Raw genomic sequence first — 15999 nt, 5'->3', positions numbered from 1 at the left:
TCCTCCGGCGAAAGGATTCTTCATGTTTCCCAAGTCTCGCGGTTTGTCCCGCCGCGCCGTGCTCGGCACCGCAGCCGCCGGACTGGCCGTGTCGGTGCCCGGCGTGGCGACCGCCGCGCCGCCACGTCCGCAGGGTGAGACCCGGCGCCTGACGGTGTACGCCGAGAAGATCTCCGATCAGCTGTACGGCTACGGGCTGGCACCGGGCGCGGCGACCGTGCCCGGTCCGGTGCTGGAGATGTGGGAGGGCGACACCCTCGAGATCGACCTGGTCAACACCACCGACCGGGTGCTGTCGCTGCACCCGCACGGCGTCGACTACGACGTCCGCTCGGACGGCACGCTGATGAACGACTCCGCGGTGATGCCGGGACAGACGCGCCGCTACACCTGGCGCAGCCACACCTCCTACCGGCGGGCGGACGGGTCGTGGGCCGAGGGCAGCGCCGGGTACTGGCACTACCACGACCACGCGATGGGCACCGAGCACGGCACCGAGGGAATCCTCAAAGGACTCTACGGTGCACTGGTGGTGCGGCGGCGCGGCGATCTGCTGCCCAGGCGCCAGTTCGTCGTGGTGTTCAACGACATGACGATCAACAACCGGGCACGCAACGACGTGCCGACGTTCGAGGCGAACCTCGGCGAGCGGGTGGAGTGGATCGCGATCGGGCACGGCAACAACTTCCACACCTTCCACCTGCACGGGCACCGCTGGCTGGACAACCGCACCGGTACCCGGCTCTCCGAGTACGACAACAGCCCGCTGATCGACATCAAGGACCTCAACCCGGGCCTGTCGTTCGGGTTCCAGGTCATCGCCGGGGAGGGCGTCGGCCCCGGCATGTGGATGTACCACTGCCACGTCCAGAACCACTCGGACATGGGCATGGCCGGAATGTTCCTGGTCCGCAACGCCGACGGCACCCTGCCGGACGGCGTGCACGAGCACTGAGCCGGAGGAGGAGCGAGATGTGTGGTGGTGCGCCCGTCGTCGTGGATCGGCGGCGGTTCCTGCGCGGGGTGGCGGCGACGGCGGCGGGGGTCGCCGCGGCCGGGATCGGGACCGGGTCCGCGGCCGCCGCGGGTGGCGGTCGCATCCCGAACACCAAGATCGGGCTGCAGATGTACTCGGTGCGGGACGCGTTCATGTCCCAGCCGGAGGCGGTGCTGCGCGCGCTGGCCCGTGCCGGGTACCGCAACCTGGAGTTCGCCGGTTTCCCCGGCGGCACGGACCCCGCGCACGCGCGGCAGATCCGGCCCCTGCTGGACAGATACGGCCTGCGCGCGGTGTCCAGCCACCACGGGTACGCCGAGTTCACCGACCCGGAGCGGCTGGACCAGCTGATCGAGATGGGGCGGATCCTCGGGCAGCGCTACCTCGTGTGCCCCGGCGGCGTGCCGGACACCGCGGAGGGGTTCGCCGCGGCCGGGCCGGCGTTCAACCGCGCCGGGGAGAAGATCCGGCGCGCAGGCATGAAGCTGGGGTACCACAACCACACCAGCGAGTTCCTCGGCCACGGCCCGGACGGCCGCACGTTCTACCAGATCCTCCTCGACGGTTCCGACCCGTCGCTGCTGTACCTGGAGCTGGACATGGGCTGGTCGTCCGCCGCGGGCCTGAGCGCGCAGGACAACGTCGACCTGATGCGGGCCAACCGGGGCCGGATGCTGCTGGCGCACGTGAAGGACCTGGACGCGAACGGCAACCTCGCCGACCTCGGTACCGGCGTGGTCGACTACCGCACCATCCTGGGCGCGGCGACGCGGCTGGGCATGCGGGAGTTCATCATCGAGAACGACGACCAGAGCAACCCGCTGAGCGATTCCCGGGCCGGCCGGATGCACGACTACCTGGCGGCGCTCCGGCTGGGGTGAGGGACGGGTCCGGCCCGGCGGGCACGCCGGGCCGGACCCCCACGCGGCTTCGCGCCCGTCACCCCCGTCCGAGCCGGTCCGCCAGCCGGGCCACCCCGCCGCGGATCATCCGCCCGTAGTCGTCGTCGGCGAGGGCGCCCAGCGCCGCCTGAGCCGCGGCCAGGTGCTCGCGAGCGCGGGGAAGATCGCCCAGCCTGCGGTACACGTCACCGAGGTTGAGGTGCAGCGACGGGAAGAACCCGCGCACCTCCGCCGGTTCCGCGGCCCGTGCCGCCCCCAGCGCGCGCAGATCCCACCTCAGCTCCTCCTGCGCGGAGTCCTGCCGGTCGGCGAGCCAGTGCGCCGCCGCGCACCGGTCGACCGGTGAACCCGTCTCCCACACCCGCACCAGGATCCGTCGTGCCTCCGCCGGTTCCGCCTGCAACGCCCGGGTCAGTTCCTCTCGGCTCATGACCCCAGCCTGGGGTCTCGACCTGCTCGAAGGTCAACACCCGTTCCGCCCTTGACCGGCCGCGGCCCCGACGATCACGATTTCGTTGTGGGAGACGAGCCGGAGGCGATCGAGCTGCCACGCAGCGACCTGCTCCTGCTGCGCCTGCTGGCCGAGGGGCTGTCGCCCGACGAGGTGGCCTGCCGGATGGGGTTGTCCGGGCGCACGGTGCGGCGCCGCGTGCGGGGGATCTGCGACCGCCTCGGCGTGGCGACTCCCATCCAGGCCGTGGTGTGGGCCGTCCGGCAGGAGATGATCTAGCCCGGTCGGGGCAGGGTCCGCGTAGCCCGCCGAGGCCGTCGGTTCCGCCACCCGTCCGGCGCGGCTGCGCCGCCGTACCCCGTCCGGGATCGTCCATAGTGGATCAGGCGAAGCCGGACCGCCGCCGTCCCGGCGGGTCTCACCGCACGCCCGGCCCGGGGCGCGGTGAGCGGTCCGGCACAATCGGGGTATGACCGAGGCCACCACCGGCAGCACGCGAGCCCAGATCACGCGGGCCGCGCTGCTCGACGCCGCCCGCGAGGTGTTCGTCGCCTCCGGTTACGAGGACGCCAAGCTCGTCGACATCGCCGAGCGGGCGGGCGCGAGCATCGGCAGCCTCTACCACCACTTCACCGCCAAGGCGGACCTGTGGATCACGCTGTACGACGAGTACACGCGGCGGCAGCAGCACCGGTCGGCGCGGGCGTTCCGGACCGCGCTGGCCGCGGGGGAGGAGGACGCGCTGCGGCTGTTCATCGCCGGCACCCGGGCCTATCTGAACGGGTGCTGGGAGGAGCGGCAACTGGCGCGGATCTTCCTGTCCGGCAGCGGGCCGGCCGGGTTCGGGCTGCTCACGCGGCAGCGGTTCCGGGAATGGCTGCACGCCAACTCGACGCTGGTCAACGGCCACACGCGCCCGCTGAGCGACATGCTGGTGCTGAGCCTGACGGCGATGGCCACCGAAGCCGGCCGTGAAGTGGCGGCGGCGCCGTCGAAGGCGAAGGCCCGCAAGATGATCGACGAGGTGCTGGAGCTGATGGGGCGCCTCTACCCGGCCTCGTGATCGCTCTCGCGGAGACCGGGCCCGGTTCCGCCCGCACCTGCGCCCACCTCTGGCTTGATTTGGTCGTTTTGCCCTGTTGAGCAGCGAGCGCTACAGTGCGCCGTCGCTCTCGACAGGAAAGGAAATCCGAATGAAATTTCACAGGGGCGTGCGCGCCGCAGTGGCGTTGTCGTCCGCTGTTCTGGGGGTCCTGGCTCTGCACGGCACGGCCTCGGCGAGGCCGCTGCCGCCGGACGGCGGCAGCTGGGACTACGTCTGGACGGGCAAGGCGGGCGACTTCAAGGTCTACGTGAAGGTGTACGAGGACATCATCTCGATCTGCGACACCAAGGCCGACGGTTTCAAGCCGCACCTGCGGGTGTTCACCGAGGACTCGAAGATCCAGAGGTACGAGTTCTGGGCGAAGGACGGCAAGGGCACCTGCGATTCCAGGTCTGCTTTGCAGGGTGGAAAATGGGACCTTCCCGAGGGGCAGACGATCACGATCGACGCGTGTGCCAACATGAAATGCGGTCGCTGGGAGTTCAAGAACAATCGCTGATTGACGGGCTCGCAGTTCCGGCTCGACCGGGCCGGACTGCGAGCTCGGGTCTCGCCGCCGGCCCGGCGCGCACGGTGACAGCGGGACCGTGAGCTGCCGGCCGGTTCCGGCATCCTGCGTGCTGGTCCGTGCGCCGCTGGCGCTCGCCGGACGAGTCCGGCCCTCACCTCAGGGGGAGCGGATCGTCCGGCGGGCGCAGCGGGCCAGATGAACAGGCCATTGGCCGTGCACCCACATCGCCTCGCGTGAGCGGGCCAGGACCGGCACCGTCGCGCTCGCCGCGCACTCCGGCGAATCCGCCACCTCGCACCGCGGCCTGGTTGACCTGGACACCCTGCTCACCCGCGGTGCCGACACGGCTCAGGTGAAGGGGTGATCGACCCGGCCGAAGCATGTGCTGGCGCAATACCGCCCTCCAGCTCCGGTACGTTCACGTGAGCAGATCGTTGAACGATCCTCTTGTTGGCTTGATCACCAGACGCTACAGTATGCCATCGCTTCCGACCGGAGAGGAAAACCGATGAAGTCTCGCAAGGGCGTGCGTGCCGCAGTGACCTTGGCAGCTGCTGCACTTGGAGCTCTGGCCTTCGACGGCACCGCCTCGGCCGCGCCGCTGCCGCCGGGTGGGGGCAGCTGGGACCACGTCTGGAAGGGGTCGTCCGGTGACTTCACCATCTACGTGAAGGAATACGGCGATGTCGTCTCGATCTGCGACACGAAAGCGGACGGTAAGACCCCGACAGTCTGGGTCGGCCCCGGAAACGGGCACACCACGCAGTACTGGTTCACGGCGCCAGGCGGAAAGGGTGCTTGTAACACGAAGAGCTCCTCGGATGGCGCCAAATACAGGCTGAAGCGGGGGCAGAAGTACACGGTCACGGGTTGCGCCTGGGGCTGCAATACCTGGGATTTCCGGGACCGTCACTGATCTGCGCGCTCCGAGCTTCAGCCCGACCCGGCGAAGAATCCAGGTGCATCCTCAGCCTGACACAGATTGTCAGGGGTCGGCTCTAGGGTGTGGAGCATGGACATCGTGCTCATCGCCGGCCTGTGGCTCGATGGATCGGCCTGGGACGAGGTCGCGTCCGAGCTCCGGTCGCTCGGCCATCGTCCGGTGCCGGTGACCCTGCCCGGTCAGGGCGACGGATCCTCTTCCGCCACGCTCGACGACCAGGTCGCGGCTGTGCTCGCCGCGGTGGACTCCGCCGCGGGCAAGCCGTTGGTGGTCGGGCACTCGGCCGCGTGCACCCTCGCGTGGCTGGCTGCCGACGCCCGGCCGGAGGCGATTTCCGGCATTGTCCTCGTCGGGGGCTTCCCGGCCGCCGACGGACAGCCCTACGCGAGCTTCTTCGAGGTGCGGGACGGCGTCCTGCCGTTCCCCGGCTGGGGCGCGTTCGAGGAGCCGGACTCGGTGGACCTGGACGAGGAGGCCAGGCGCGCCTTCGCCGCCGCCGCGATTCCCGTTCCCGAGGGGGTCGCCACGGGCGTGGTGCGGCTGACCGACGAGGGGCGCTTCGACGTGCCGGTCGTGGTCGTGTGCCCCGAGTTCACCCCGGCCCAGGCGCGGAAGTGGATCGACGCCGGTGAGGTGGCCGAGCTCGCGAACGTCAAGCACCTCGACTTCGCCGACATCGACTCCGGCCACTGGCCCATGCACACCAAGCCGGCCGAACTCGCCAGGCTCCTCGCGGCGGTGGCCGATGCGGCCTGACCAGGCCGCGGGGGTTCGCGCACGCCAGGTGCGGAATGGCGACGGGCCGGCCCTGCCGGTAAGGCGGGGCCGGCCCGTGCGACGACCGGGTGGGATCGTGCGTCACTGCGGCGGCGGTTGCGGCGGTTGCTCCTGCCCCTGTCCGCGCACGTAGTCCTTGGCCTTCTCCGACGCCTGGTCGATCTGGTCCCCGTGCTCGCCGAACCGGCCCTTCGCGGCCTCGGCGGCCTTGTCGATGCCCTGGTCGGCCTTGTCCGGGTTCTTGCTCAGTGCGTCCTTGGCCTTGTCGAACATGTTCATGGCGCTTACCTCCTCACCGTTTCGCGTACCCGGGACGCCCGGGCGGAAACGGCGGGTCCCCCGGACGCGGGACCCCGCGCGTCCGGGGTGCCGGCACGGCTACACCGCCGCGGTCCGCCGCGCGTCCAGCCGGCGTTCCGCGGCCTCCAGGTAACCGTGCAGGGTCTGGCGGGCGCGCAACAGCGCGCTGATGTACCCGTCGAGCCCGTCGAGCCGTCCGCGCAGCACGGTCACCAGCTCGTCGCACGGCTCCAGCTCCGGTTCCGCTCCGCTGGCGCACGGCAGCAGCACCGCGATCTCCTCGGTGGACAGGCCCGCATCGAGCAGGTGCCGGATCTGGGTGACGGTCATCACCGCGTCCTCGTCGTACTCGCGGTAACCGTTGCCGCCCCGGGTGGGTTTCAGCAGGCCCTGGGCCTCGTAGTAGCGCAGCTGGTGGGTGTTGACACCCGTCCGCCTGCCGAGTTCGCCGATCAGCACCCTGGTTCCTCCCTTGACCTTCACACCGGTCTGAACGTCCACCATCGTGCCATGACCAAACACGCCGTGACCGTTCTCGGTCTGGGACTCATGGGCCAGGCCCTCGCCGGTGCGCTGCTGCGCGCCGGGCACACCACCACCGTGTGGAACCGTTCACCTGGCAAGGCGGACGCGCTCCCCGGGGCAGTCGTGGCCGGATCTGTGGCGGAGGCGGTTGCGGCGAGCCCGGTCGTGATCGTGTGCGTCACCGGCTCCGCGGCTGTGCGGGAGGTCCTCGACGCCGCCGGGGACCTGGACGGCCGGGTCGTGGTGAACCTGAGCTCGGGTGCTTCCCGGGAGGCGCGGGAGACGGCCGCGCGCCACGGCCGCTACCTGGACGGCGCCATCATGGCGGCCCCGTCCGATATCGGCACCCCCGCATCCGCGATCGTCTACAGTGGAAACCGCGCGGCCTTCGACGAGCACGAGCACCTCCTGCGCGACCTCGGCGCCGCGACCTTCCTCGGCGACGACCCCGGCCTGGCCGCACTGCACGAGACCGCCGTGCTGGGCCTGATGTACGGCATCCTGAACGGGTTCCTGCACAGCGCCGCCCTGCTGCGGGCCGCGGGGGTGCCGGCGGAGTCGTTCGTCCCGTTCGCCGGTGCGGGAATCGAGACGGTCGCCGCATGGTTGCCCGGATATGCGCGCCAGATCGACGAGGGCCGGTACCCGCCCGTCGACGCCACCCTCGACACCCACCTGGCCGCCATCGACCAGGTCGTCCAGGAGAGCGTGGCCGCCGGGGTTGATTCCGGGCCGCCGGCGTTCGCCCGTGAGCTGGCGCGGCGCGCGGTGGCGGCGGGACACGGCGGCGACAGCTACGTTTCGGTGATCGAGCAGTTCCAGGCACCCGACAAGGAGCGATCATGACCACGTCCTTCGACCCGCACCAGTTGCTCGCCGAGAGCAGGATCGCCGTCCTCGCCACGATCAAGGCGAACGGCCTGCCCCACCTCTCGCCGGTCACGCCCTACTACGACCGCGAGGCCGGGGTGGTGCTGGTGTCGATGACCGAGGGCCGGGCCAAGACGCGCAACCTGCGCCGCGACCCGCGGGCCGCGCTGGAGGTCACCAGCTCCGACGGGTGGGCGTGGGCGACCGCCGAGGGCACGGTGACGCTCACCGGACCGGGCACCGATCCGCACGGCCCGGAGGTCGGCGCGCTGGTCGACTACTACCGCCGCGCCGCGGGCGAGCACCCGGACTGGGACGAGTACCGGCAGGTGATGGTCGCCGACCGCCGGGTGCTGATGACGCTGAAGGTCGACCGCGTCTACGGCGAAAAGATCCGCTGATCCCGCGGGCGTGCGCGGGTACCGCACGATGCGCGCTTCGTGCGGTACCCGCGCGGCGCGGCCGGCCGGCCCAGCCGCGGTCTTGACCTTGTCACCGTGTCAGGGTTCTACCGTCGGTGGCATGAGTGGAGCAGTGATCATCGGAGCGGGACCGGGCATCGGACAGGCTGTGGCACGGCGATTCGTGCGGGAAGGGCTGCCGGTGGTGACCATCGCGCGATCGGAGCGGGCCGTGCCGGGCGCCCGTGCGCTGGTCGCCGACGCGACGGACGAGGACGCGCTGCGGGGTGCGCTGGACGTCGCGGCCGGCGAGCTCGGCACGCCCGACGTGCTGGTGTACAACGCGGCGATCATCCAGCCGGACGGGCCGGGTGACCTGTCCGCCCGGGGGCACCTGGACGCGTGGGCGGTGAACGTGGTGGGCGCGCTGACCGCGGCGGCGCACGTCGCTCCGGCCATGGCGGAGCGGGGGAGCGGCACGATCCTGATCACCGGTGGCATGCCGGAGCCGGACCCGCGCTACGTCAGCCTCTCGCTGGGCAAGGCCGGCGTGCGCACGCTCGTGTCGCTCCTGGACGCGCAGTACGGTCCCTCCGGGGTGCACGTCGCGTCGGTGACGGTGGACGGCCCGGTCGCGCCCGGCACCCCCTTCGATCCCGACGACATCGCCGAGCACTACTGGACCCTGCACGCGCAGGAGCGCCCCTGGTCGGCCGAGATCGTCCACACCGGACGGTAGCGCCGGCTCAGGCCGGGGCTGCGGCCACCTTGCGCACGAACGTGTCGCCGGCGCTGATGGGCTGACCGGCCGCGTTCGTGACCTGGAGTTCAACGGGACGCCCGGTCTCGACGTCCAGCAGCGCCGAGTGCGGCTCGTCCTCGTCGAACAGGTGCGCCTCGCCCCACTTGCGGAGGGCCACGATGACGGCGAACAGCTCGCGGCCCCGGTCGGTCAGCGCGTACTCGTGGTAGGCGGACCCGTCGGCCGCCGGGACGATCTCCAGGATGCCCTGGGCCACGAGTTCGCGCAGGCGGGTCGCGAGGATGTTCTTGGCGAGCCCGAGGTTCCGCTGCAGCTCGCTGAACCGGCGGATGCCGTCGAAGGCGTCGCGGATGATGAGCAGCGACCACCGGTCGCCGATCACGTCCACGGTCCTGGCGACCGGGCATTCCGCCTGCCGGTGGCTCACGCCCCGCGCTCCCATCGGTGTCCCCCTTGTTCGTCGTGCGCCGGAAAACTGCCCCGAACTGGTTGCAAGTTTAAACCACGGTGCTCTAGGGTTGCCACTCATGGTTTCAAAGTGAAACCACTTTGGGCAGCCGAGGAGACGCCATGACGGAACAGACGCAGGCCGGCCAGGACACCCGGGTCAGCCCGGTCCGGGTCGCGGTCGCACAGTTCGAGCCCCGCGTGGGCGTGGAGAACCTGAAGGCCAACGCGGCGGCGGTCGAGGATCGGCTGATCGCCGCCGCGGACGGCGGCGCCGACCTCATCGTCCTGCCCGAGCTGGCCACCACCGGTTACGTCTTCGAGACCCGCGAGGAGGCCTTCGCGCACGCCGAGGCGGTCCCGGACGGTCCGAGCGTGCAGTCGTTCGCCCGCATCGCGGCCGAGCGGGACGTGTACATCGTGGGGTGCGTGGTCGAGCAGGACGGTCAGCAGCTGTTCGACACCGCGGTCCTGGTCGGCCCCGACGGGTACCTCGGGCGCTACCGCAAGACCCACCTGTGGAACACCGAGAAGCTGTGGTTCACCCCCGGCAACGAAGGCTTCCAGGTGTTCGATACCCGCATCGGCCGGATCGGGCTGCTGGTGTGCTGGGACATCTGGTTCCCGGAGACGGCCCGGATCGTGTCGCAGATGGGCGCCGACATCATCTGCATCCCCACCGGCTGGGTCTGGACGCCACCGCCGCTGTACGACGCGAGCGGCGTGTGCATGGCCGCCTACCTCACCATGACGGCCGCGCACGCGAACAACGTCTTCATCGCCACCGCCGACCGCATCGGCCAGGAACGCGGCGCCGGATTCATGGGCAACTCGCTCATCGCGGGCACGAACGGCTGGCCCATCGACCGCATCGCCGGACCGGACGAGGACACCATCATCTACGCCGACGTCGACCTCACAGCCGCCCGCACCGCCCCGATCTGGAACCAGCTGAACGACCTGCCCCGCGATCGCCGCACCGATCTCTACGACCAGATGCTCGGCTACCGCGGCAGCGCGCCGCTGCCCCGGTGACGACATGACGGCCTCGAACGCCAACGGGGGCGTTCCCGTCTCGCGCATCGCCGCGCGCGTCACCGCTGCGGCCGGTTGTGCCATTTTCGTGGTCTTCGTGGTCGTGGTGGCCGCCACGACCAGTCGCTCCGACGGCCAGGACTGGGCCGGCGACTACACCGACCTCCGGGGTCTGGCCTCCTGGCTGGTCACCGCGATGAGCGAACCACAGTTCTACGCCGTGGCCGCCGCCGGCCTCGGGTTGTTCCTCGGCGGTCTGGTCGCGCACCTCGCGCAGCGGGCCTCGCGGCGGTGGGCTGGTTTCGTGCAGGCCTGCGGCACCGGGATCTGGCCCCCGGTGGTCGGCACCGCGGTGGTCAGCCTGGCCCTGGGGATCCTGGCTTGGGGGTGGACGCTGCGACCGGGACTGTGGCAGCCGCTGTTCGTGCCGCTGGTCGCCACCGCGCCGGCCATGGTCGTCCTCTACGGGCCCGCGCTCCGGGTCTGCGTGACGGCCGCCGTGTCCGGGGCGCTGGTGACCCCGCCGGCGTCGATCCTCGTGGTCGAGTACGTCTGCGGGCCGGCGCACCTGCCGCCGGTCGTCGGGGCCACGGCGGGGATGTGGATCGGGGCCCTCGTGGCGTTCGGGGCGTGCCGGTTCCTGCCCTGGATGCCGCCGCCCGGCGAGTGGCGGTCCGTGCCGGCGGCAGCCCCGCCCACGCCGGCGACGTCACCGTGGTGGGTTCTGCGCCGGGCGCTCGCCGACTTCAGCGAGGCGCAGTTCTTCGGCAACGAGTGGGCCAGCGGCGCCATGCTGGCCGCGGCCGTCCTCGCCTACCTGGTCAGCCCGTCGGCGCTCGCCTACGGCACCGGTCTGTTCCTGGCCGTGCTGGCGAGCCAGGCCCTCACCGCGCTCGCCGGTGTCCTGATGTGGCGGAAGCAGTGGCGGGCGCTGGGTTTCTACCCGACCTTCGTGCCCGTGGTGTCCGTGGCGCCGGCGACCGTGCTGGCCTTGGGCGGCACCGTCGGGTCCGTCATCGCGGGCGCCCTCGCGGGGGCGCTCGTCGGGCCCCCGCTCGCGGCGGCGATCTCGCGCCGCTTGCCGGGCAGCTTCCACCCGTTCATCGGGAACGTGGCCTCGATGAGCTTCTCCACCGCGGCGATCGTGCCGCTCCTCAACCTCGTACCAGGGATGTCCGCATGACACAGACGCCGGGAACCTCCATCACCGAGCTCGGGCGGGCGCTGCGGCGCCGGGAGATCTCCGCCGCCCAGCTGGCCGCCGACGCGGTGCGGGCGGTGCGGGACCGCAACGCAGCCCTCAACGCGTTCGTCCTGGTCGACGAGGCCGGGGCCGCGGAGGCCGCGCGGCGGGCCGATCAGGAACTGGCGTCGGGTCTCGATCGCGGCCCGCTGCACGGGATCCCGGTCGCCGTCAAGGACCTCATCGACATGGCCGGGCTGCCCACCACCTGCGGTTCGGCGACGTCGTCCGGCGCTCCGGCGGCCCGTGACGCGGCGGTCGTGACCCGGCTGCGGGAGCGGGGTGCGGTCATCGTCGGGAAGACCACCCTGCACGAGTTCGCCTACGGCGCGACCGGCGACCGCTCCGTGCACGGCCCCGCGCGCAACCCCCGCGATCCGGGCCGGATGTCGGGTGGCAGCAGCGGAGGCAGTGCGGTGGCCGTGGCCGCGGGCATGGTTCCCCTGTCGCTGGGCACCGACACCGCTGGCTCGGTGCGGGTGCCGGCCGCGCTGTGCGGGACCGTCGGGTTCAAGCCGGCCTACGACGCCATTCCCAGCACGGGCGTGCACCCGCTGGCACCCAGCCTCGATCACGTCGGCCTGTTCACCGGGTCCGTCGGCGACGCCCTGCTCGGCTACCAGGCCCTCACCGACCAGCCCGTGCGGCCCCTGCCCGGCGACGCGCGGTCGATCACGGTCGGCTGGATCCGGGCCGGTGACATCGCCCGGTGCGACCCGCGCATCGAGGAACTGACCCACGAGCTGGTGACGCGTGCCGGACTGGCCTGCGAGAAGGTCCCCGGCTTCCCCGGCTGGGACCGCGCCGACGACCTGTTCGACGTGTTCACCACGCTCCAGAGCCGCGAAGCCTTCGAGGTGCACCAGCACCACCTGGACTCCGATCGCGACCGGATCGACGCCGAGGTCTTCGCGCGGCTCGACCGGGGCAGGCACGTCTCGGCCGCGGACTACGAACGCGCGGACGCGGCACGCCGGGAACTGGGCAGCCTCGTGCAGGAGCTGCTGGCGACCCACGACCTCCTCGCGCTCCCCACCGTCCCGTTCGTGGCGCCCCCGATCGGAGCCCGCAGCGTGCCCGTCGACGGAACCGAACTCGAAGTCCGCTCGGCCCTGCTGTCCCTGACCAGCCCGTGGAACCTGACCGGCACGCCGGCGATCAGCGTTCCGGCGGGGTGGCACGACGGACTCCCGGCCGCCGTGCAGCTCGTCGCCGCCCCGGGCCACGAGCACCTCCTCTTCGCTGCCGCGCAGGCGGTGGAGGCGGCCGCGCGGGACGGCCGTTGACGCGACCGCCGCACCCATCCACGCAGAAAGGGACAACCCGTGCCATCAATCCAGATCGATCTGCCCCTGAGCACCCCGGTCGCCGCCAAGCAAGCGCTCGCGCAACGCTTCGGCGAAATCTACGGGGAGATCATGCAAGTCGGCAAGGACCTCCTCACCGTGTCCGTGCACGACCTCGGTGACGGCGGCGTGTGGCGGTGCCACGACGACGGCCCCCCGACCCCGTCGGCGCTCATCATGTGCGACATCCGCAGTGGCCGTCCCGTGCAAACCCGGGCTCGTCTCGCCCAGGCGCTGATCGACGCCTGCGTGGAGATGTTCGGCCTGGACGCGTTGTGGGTGAAGGTGGAATTCACCCAGCACTCCGGCGACGAGATGTACCACCCGCACCTGGCCGGCTTCAACACCGACTGGACCGGGGACGAACGCGGCGCCACCGCGCACCGGGCCTGATTCCGGGGTCGCGTCCGGGATGTTCCCGGATGTCGCGGCAGGCAGGCTGGGGCAGCCTGATCACCATGATGCGGAGATCGTTCCTGCTCGCCCTCACGGCCGGCCTGCTCGCCGCGACGGCCGTCCCGGCTTCGGCCGCACCGGCTCCGGCCGTACCGGGGCTCGCGCTGCCCGCGCTCACGGGTCCGCACCGGGTCGGGGAGACCGAGCTGCACCTGGTCGACCCGTCCCGGCCGGACCCGTGGCGGGGCGGCGTGCGGGAGCTGATGGTGAGTGTGCACTACCCGGCACTGCCCGGCCCCGGAGCGCCCGCGCCGTACATGCTGCCCGGCGCGGCGGCGCACTTCGACGCGGTCACCGCCAACGGGTTACTCGGGCTCGGCGTGCCGGGGGGCACGGACTGGGCGGGCGTGACAACGCGGTCCCGTCGCGACGCGGTGCCGATGCCGGGGCGGTGGCCGGTGATCGTGTACTCGCCCGGTCTGGGCGAGCCCCGCACGTGGGGGACCGCGACGACCGAGGACCTGGCGAGCCGCGGGTACGTCGTGGTGAGCATCGACCACACCTGGGAGGCGCCGGAGGTGCAGTTCCCGGACGGCTCGGTCCGGACCATGGTCGGCCCGGGTGACCCGGATCCGTTCCTGCGCAAGGCACTCGACGTGCGGGTGGCGGACACGCGGTTCGTGCTGGACGCGCTCGCGTCCCGGCTGGACGTGCGGCGGGTCGGGATGATCGGCCACTCCCTGGGCGGTACAGCGGCGGCGATGACGATGGCCGCCGACCCGCGCGTGGTCGCCGGGATCAACCTGGACGGGAACCTGACCTGGTTCGACGGCAGCCTGACGCCACCCGCGGCCCACGGTCTGGACCGGCCGTTCCTGCTGGTCGGCGAGGACGGGGAGACCGACACCGGCCCCGGCTGGGACGCCTTCCTCACCGCGACCCGGGGCTGGGCGCGGCAGCTGAGGCTGGCCGGCTCCGAGCACGCCACCTTCACCGACGCGGCCACACTGCTGCCCCAGCTGGGCGTGCCGCTGGGCACGATCGAGCCGGCAACCGCGGTGCGCACACAACGGGCGTACATCGCGTCGTTCTTCGACCGCTGGCTGCGCGGCCGGGACGACCACCTGCTCGACGGCCCGTCGCCCCGGTACCCGCAGATGGTGTTCGTCCACTGAGGCACCGCGCCACACCGGGGTTCACCTTCCGCGGGATGCGGTGACCAGACCGGACTCGTAGGCGATGATCACCAGCTGGGCCCGGTCGCGGGCCCCCAGCTTGGTGAGCAGCCGCCCGATGTAGGTCTTCACCGTCGCCGGGGACAGGTGCAGGCGGCCGGCCAGTTCGGTGTTCGACAGGCCGTGCGCAATGAGCGTCAGCACCTCGGCCTCGCGTGGTGTGAGGACGTCCAGTTCCCGGCCGAGCGGCGGCCGGGGCTCGGCCGTCCGGGCGAACTCGGCGATCAGCCGGCGCGTGACGGCCGGGGCCAGCAGCGCCTCCCCGTTCGCGACCACCCGGATGGCCGTGCACAGGTCGGCCGGGCGGGTGTCCTTGAGCAGGAAACCCGCCGCGCCGGCGCGGAGCGCGCCGAACACGTGCGAGTCCAGGTCGAACATCGTGAGGATCAGCACGCGCGACGAGGGTGCCCGCTCGGTGATCAGCCGGGTCGCCTCGATGCCGTCCATCGTGGGCATCCGCACGTCCATCAGCACGACGTCGGGGCGGGTGGCCTGGACCACTTCGACCGCTTCCGCCCCGGTCGCGGCCTCGCCGACCACCGTCATGTCCGCTTCGTTGTCCACCAGCATCCGGAAACTGCCCCGCAGCAGGGCCTGGTCGTCGGCGATCACCAGGCGCAGCGGCTCAGCCAAGGGGAACCTCCGCCGGTGCGTACCGCAGCAGCGCGCGAACCCGGAAACCGCCCTCCGGCAACCGTTCCGCGGTCAGCTCGCCGTCGTACAGGGCGGCCCGCTCGGTCATGCCGACGATCCCGTGCCCGGGCTGGACCGGACTGTCCGCACGGCCCGAGCGGCGGCCGTCGTCGGTCACCTCGACCCGGATCGTGCCCGCCTCGTCGCGCACCACGACCCGGCACCGCGCGGGAGCGGCGTGTTTGATCACGTTCGTGACCGCTTCCTGCACGATGCGGTAGACCGCGAGACCGACCGGCCGCGGCAGGTCCCCGGCCGCCACCGCCAGCTCCACGGTGACACCCGCCGCGGCCGCCCGCGTCACCAGCCCCGGCAGATCGGAGAGCCCGGCCGGGGCCTCCGCGTCGTCGCGCAACGCGGTGAGCAGCCGCCGCATGTCGCCGAGCGCCTCGCGACTGGTCTCCTCGATCACCCGGAGCGCGTCGCGCGCCTCCTCCGGCCGGGACGCGGCCACGTGGTTGGCCACTCCCGCCTTCACGGCGATCAACCCCATCCCGTGCGTGACGACGTCGTGCAGTTCCCGTGCGATGCGCAGCCGCTCGTCCGTGCGGATCTGGTGCTGCCGTTGCCGGTCCAGCTGCTCGGCCTGCGCCCGGTGCGCGCGAAGGGCGCGCCCGGCCGCCCACGCCGCGGCCAGCAGCGGCACCCCGAGGGCGAACCACCAGGCAGCGAGTCCGCCGAGGGCGGCCACGGCAGCCGCCGCGGCGAGGTGCGCGGCGGAGCGTTCCCGCGTGAGCGCGACCAGGTACAGCACCAGCGCGGCGCCGGCGAACGGGTCCCACAGGACGCCGAGGAACGCCGCGGCCAGTGACACGGCCAGCACGCACGCCAGCGCCGGAACTGGCCACCGCCGCCGGGCCAGGACCAGCAGCCCGATCACCAGCGTGACGGCCAGCGACACCGGCAACCGCCACCCGGGGTCCTCGTGCAACAGGTTGCCGGCCACCGCGACATCGGCGACGACCAGCAGCCCGGGCAGCAGCACGTCGGCCGCACGGGCACGCCACTCGCTCATCACCGCACGATATCCGGCATCCCCGCGGCACCGCGTCCGACCAC

The 15999-nt window shown here is 72.0% G+C and carries 21 protein-coding genes; 15 read left to right on the top strand and 6 right to left on the bottom strand.

The genetic code is table 11. From position 1 onward, the window contains the following. Window positions 1–22: 22 nt before the first annotated feature. Entirely contained in the window at window positions 23–955 is a 933-nt protein-coding gene (locus FHX46_RS20360) for a multicopper oxidase domain-containing protein (RefSeq protein WP_167117445.1), read from the top strand. 17 nt (window positions 956–972) lie between these two features. Continuing rightward, on the top strand, window positions 973–1878 hold the full coding sequence (locus FHX46_RS20355) for a sugar phosphate isomerase/epimerase family protein (protein WP_167117443.1): 906 nt from the start codon (window positions 973–975) through the stop codon (window positions 1876–1878). 58 nt (window positions 1879–1936) lie between these two features. On the opposite strand, the gene FHX46_RS20350 is transcribed toward FHX46_RS20355, so the two are convergent. Next, on the bottom strand, window positions 1937–2329 hold the full coding sequence (locus tag FHX46_RS20350; RefSeq protein ID WP_167117440.1) for a hypothetical protein: 393 nt from the start codon (window positions 2327–2329) through the stop codon (window positions 1937–1939). Window positions 2330–2416: 87 nt separating this feature from the next. Here FHX46_RS20350 and FHX46_RS20345 point away from each other — a divergent pair, with 87 nt between their 5' ends. The 5 genes from FHX46_RS20345 to FHX46_RS20325 all read left to right on the top strand — a co-directional run bounded on the left by FHX46_RS20345 (window position 2417) and on the right by FHX46_RS20325 (window position 5665). After that, window positions 2417–2629, top strand: coding sequence for a LuxR C-terminal-related transcriptional regulator (locus tag FHX46_RS20345; RefSeq protein WP_167117437.1), 213 nt, complete (start codon window positions 2417–2419; stop codon window positions 2627–2629). Between the two features lie 190 nt (window positions 2630–2819). Next, entirely contained in the window at window positions 2820–3413 is a 594-nt protein-coding gene (locus FHX46_RS20340) for a TetR/AcrR family transcriptional regulator (protein ID WP_167117434.1), read from the top strand. Between the two features lie 130 nt (window positions 3414–3543). Next, complete coding sequence (locus FHX46_RS20335; protein WP_167117426.1) at window positions 3544–3954, top strand: hypothetical protein; 411 nt, start codon at window positions 3544–3546, stop codon at window positions 3952–3954. 520 nt (window positions 3955–4474) lie between these two features. Then, window positions 4475–4882, top strand: a complete 408-nt coding sequence (locus tag FHX46_RS20330; RefSeq protein WP_167117423.1) for a hypothetical protein — start codon at window positions 4475–4477, stop codon at window positions 4880–4882. A 96-nt stretch (window positions 4883–4978) separates the two neighbouring features. Then, a complete protein-coding gene (locus tag FHX46_RS20325) occupies window positions 4979–5665 on the top strand; it encodes an alpha/beta fold hydrolase (protein ID WP_167117420.1) in 687 nt (228 codons plus the stop codon). A gap of 102 nt (window positions 5666–5767) precedes the next feature. On the opposite strand, the gene FHX46_RS20320 is transcribed toward FHX46_RS20325, so the two are convergent. Next, window positions 5768–5965, bottom strand: a complete 198-nt coding sequence (locus tag FHX46_RS20320; protein ID WP_167117417.1) for an antitoxin — start codon at window positions 5963–5965, stop codon at window positions 5768–5770. A gap of 99 nt (window positions 5966–6064) precedes the next feature. Continuing rightward, a complete protein-coding gene (locus tag FHX46_RS20315) occupies window positions 6065–6445 on the bottom strand; it encodes a MerR family transcriptional regulator (RefSeq protein WP_167121589.1) in 381 nt (126 codons plus the stop codon). Window positions 6446–6496: 51 nt separating this feature from the next. Here FHX46_RS20315 and FHX46_RS20310 point away from each other — a divergent pair, with 51 nt between their 5' ends. From FHX46_RS20310 to FHX46_RS20300, 3 genes are all read left to right on the top strand, one after another. Beyond that, window positions 6497–7357: an NAD(P)-dependent oxidoreductase gene (locus FHX46_RS20310; RefSeq protein ID WP_167117415.1), complete on the top strand. Its 861-nt coding sequence runs from the start codon at window positions 6497–6499 to the stop codon at window positions 7355–7357. Next, window positions 7354–7782, top strand: a complete 429-nt coding sequence (locus FHX46_RS20305) for a PPOX class F420-dependent oxidoreductase (RefSeq protein WP_167117412.1) — start codon at window positions 7354–7356, stop codon at window positions 7780–7782. The genes FHX46_RS20310 and FHX46_RS20305 overlap by 4 nt, the downstream gene beginning before the upstream one ends. Window positions 7783–7903: 121 nt before the next feature. Further along, window positions 7904–8521, top strand: coding sequence for an SDR family NAD(P)-dependent oxidoreductase (locus FHX46_RS20300; protein ID WP_167117409.1), 618 nt, complete (start codon window positions 7904–7906; stop codon window positions 8519–8521). A gap of 7 nt (window positions 8522–8528) precedes the next feature. On the opposite strand, the gene FHX46_RS20295 is transcribed toward FHX46_RS20300, so the two are convergent. Beyond that, window positions 8529–8972, bottom strand: coding sequence for a helix-turn-helix domain-containing protein (locus tag FHX46_RS20295; RefSeq protein ID WP_313886202.1), 444 nt, complete (start codon window positions 8970–8972; stop codon window positions 8529–8531). Between the two features lie 143 nt (window positions 8973–9115). Here FHX46_RS20295 and FHX46_RS20290 point away from each other — a divergent pair, with 143 nt between their 5' ends. Genes FHX46_RS20290 through FHX46_RS20270 form a run of 5 tightly spaced genes read left to right on the top strand, consistent with a single transcriptional unit; the run spans window position 9116 to window position 14187 of the window. Continuing rightward, the gene (locus FHX46_RS20290) at window positions 9116–10027 is read left to right on the top strand and encodes a nitrilase family protein (protein ID WP_167117406.1); all 912 of its coding nucleotides are present in this window, start codon (window positions 9116–9118) and stop codon (window positions 10025–10027) included. Window positions 10028–10031: 4 nt separating this feature from the next. After that, entirely contained in the window at window positions 10032–11210 is a 1179-nt protein-coding gene (locus FHX46_RS20285) for a hypothetical protein (RefSeq protein WP_167117404.1), read from the top strand. After that, a complete protein-coding gene (locus FHX46_RS20280; RefSeq protein WP_167117402.1) occupies window positions 11207–12556 on the top strand; it encodes an amidase in 1350 nt (449 codons plus the stop codon). Before FHX46_RS20285 ends, FHX46_RS20280 begins: the two co-directional genes overlap by 4 nt. A 39-nt stretch (window positions 12557–12595) precedes the next feature. Further along, complete coding sequence (locus tag FHX46_RS20275) at window positions 12596–13009, top strand: tautomerase (RefSeq protein WP_167117400.1); 414 nt, start codon at window positions 12596–12598, stop codon at window positions 13007–13009. Window positions 13010–13038: 29 nt separating this feature from the next. Continuing rightward, window positions 13039–14187 (top strand): alpha/beta hydrolase family protein, encoded by a 1149-nt coding sequence (locus FHX46_RS20270; RefSeq protein WP_243871318.1) that lies wholly within the window; start codon window positions 13039–13041, stop codon window positions 14185–14187. Window positions 14188–14208: 21 nt separating this feature from the next. Here FHX46_RS20270 and FHX46_RS20265 read toward each other — a convergent pair whose 3' ends face one another. Together FHX46_RS20265 and FHX46_RS20260 are read right to left on the bottom strand one after the other, a co-directional pair. Next, the gene (locus tag FHX46_RS20265; protein ID WP_279589478.1) at window positions 14209–14880 is read right to left on the bottom strand and encodes a response regulator transcription factor; all 672 of its coding nucleotides are present in this window, start codon (window positions 14878–14880) and stop codon (window positions 14209–14211) included. Further along, complete coding sequence (locus tag FHX46_RS20260) at window positions 14873–15955, bottom strand: sensor histidine kinase (protein WP_167117398.1); 1083 nt, start codon at window positions 15953–15955, stop codon at window positions 14873–14875. The genes FHX46_RS20265 and FHX46_RS20260 overlap by 8 nt, the downstream gene beginning before the upstream one ends. Between the last annotated feature and the right edge of the window lie 44 nt (window positions 15956–15999).

Source organism: Amycolatopsis viridis (genome assembly GCF_011758765.1).
In the GTDB taxonomy this organism is placed as follows: Bacteria; Actinomycetota; Actinomycetes; order Mycobacteriales; family Pseudonocardiaceae; genus Amycolatopsis_E; species Amycolatopsis_E viridis.
This window is presented reverse-complemented; position numbering and strand designations above follow the sequence as displayed.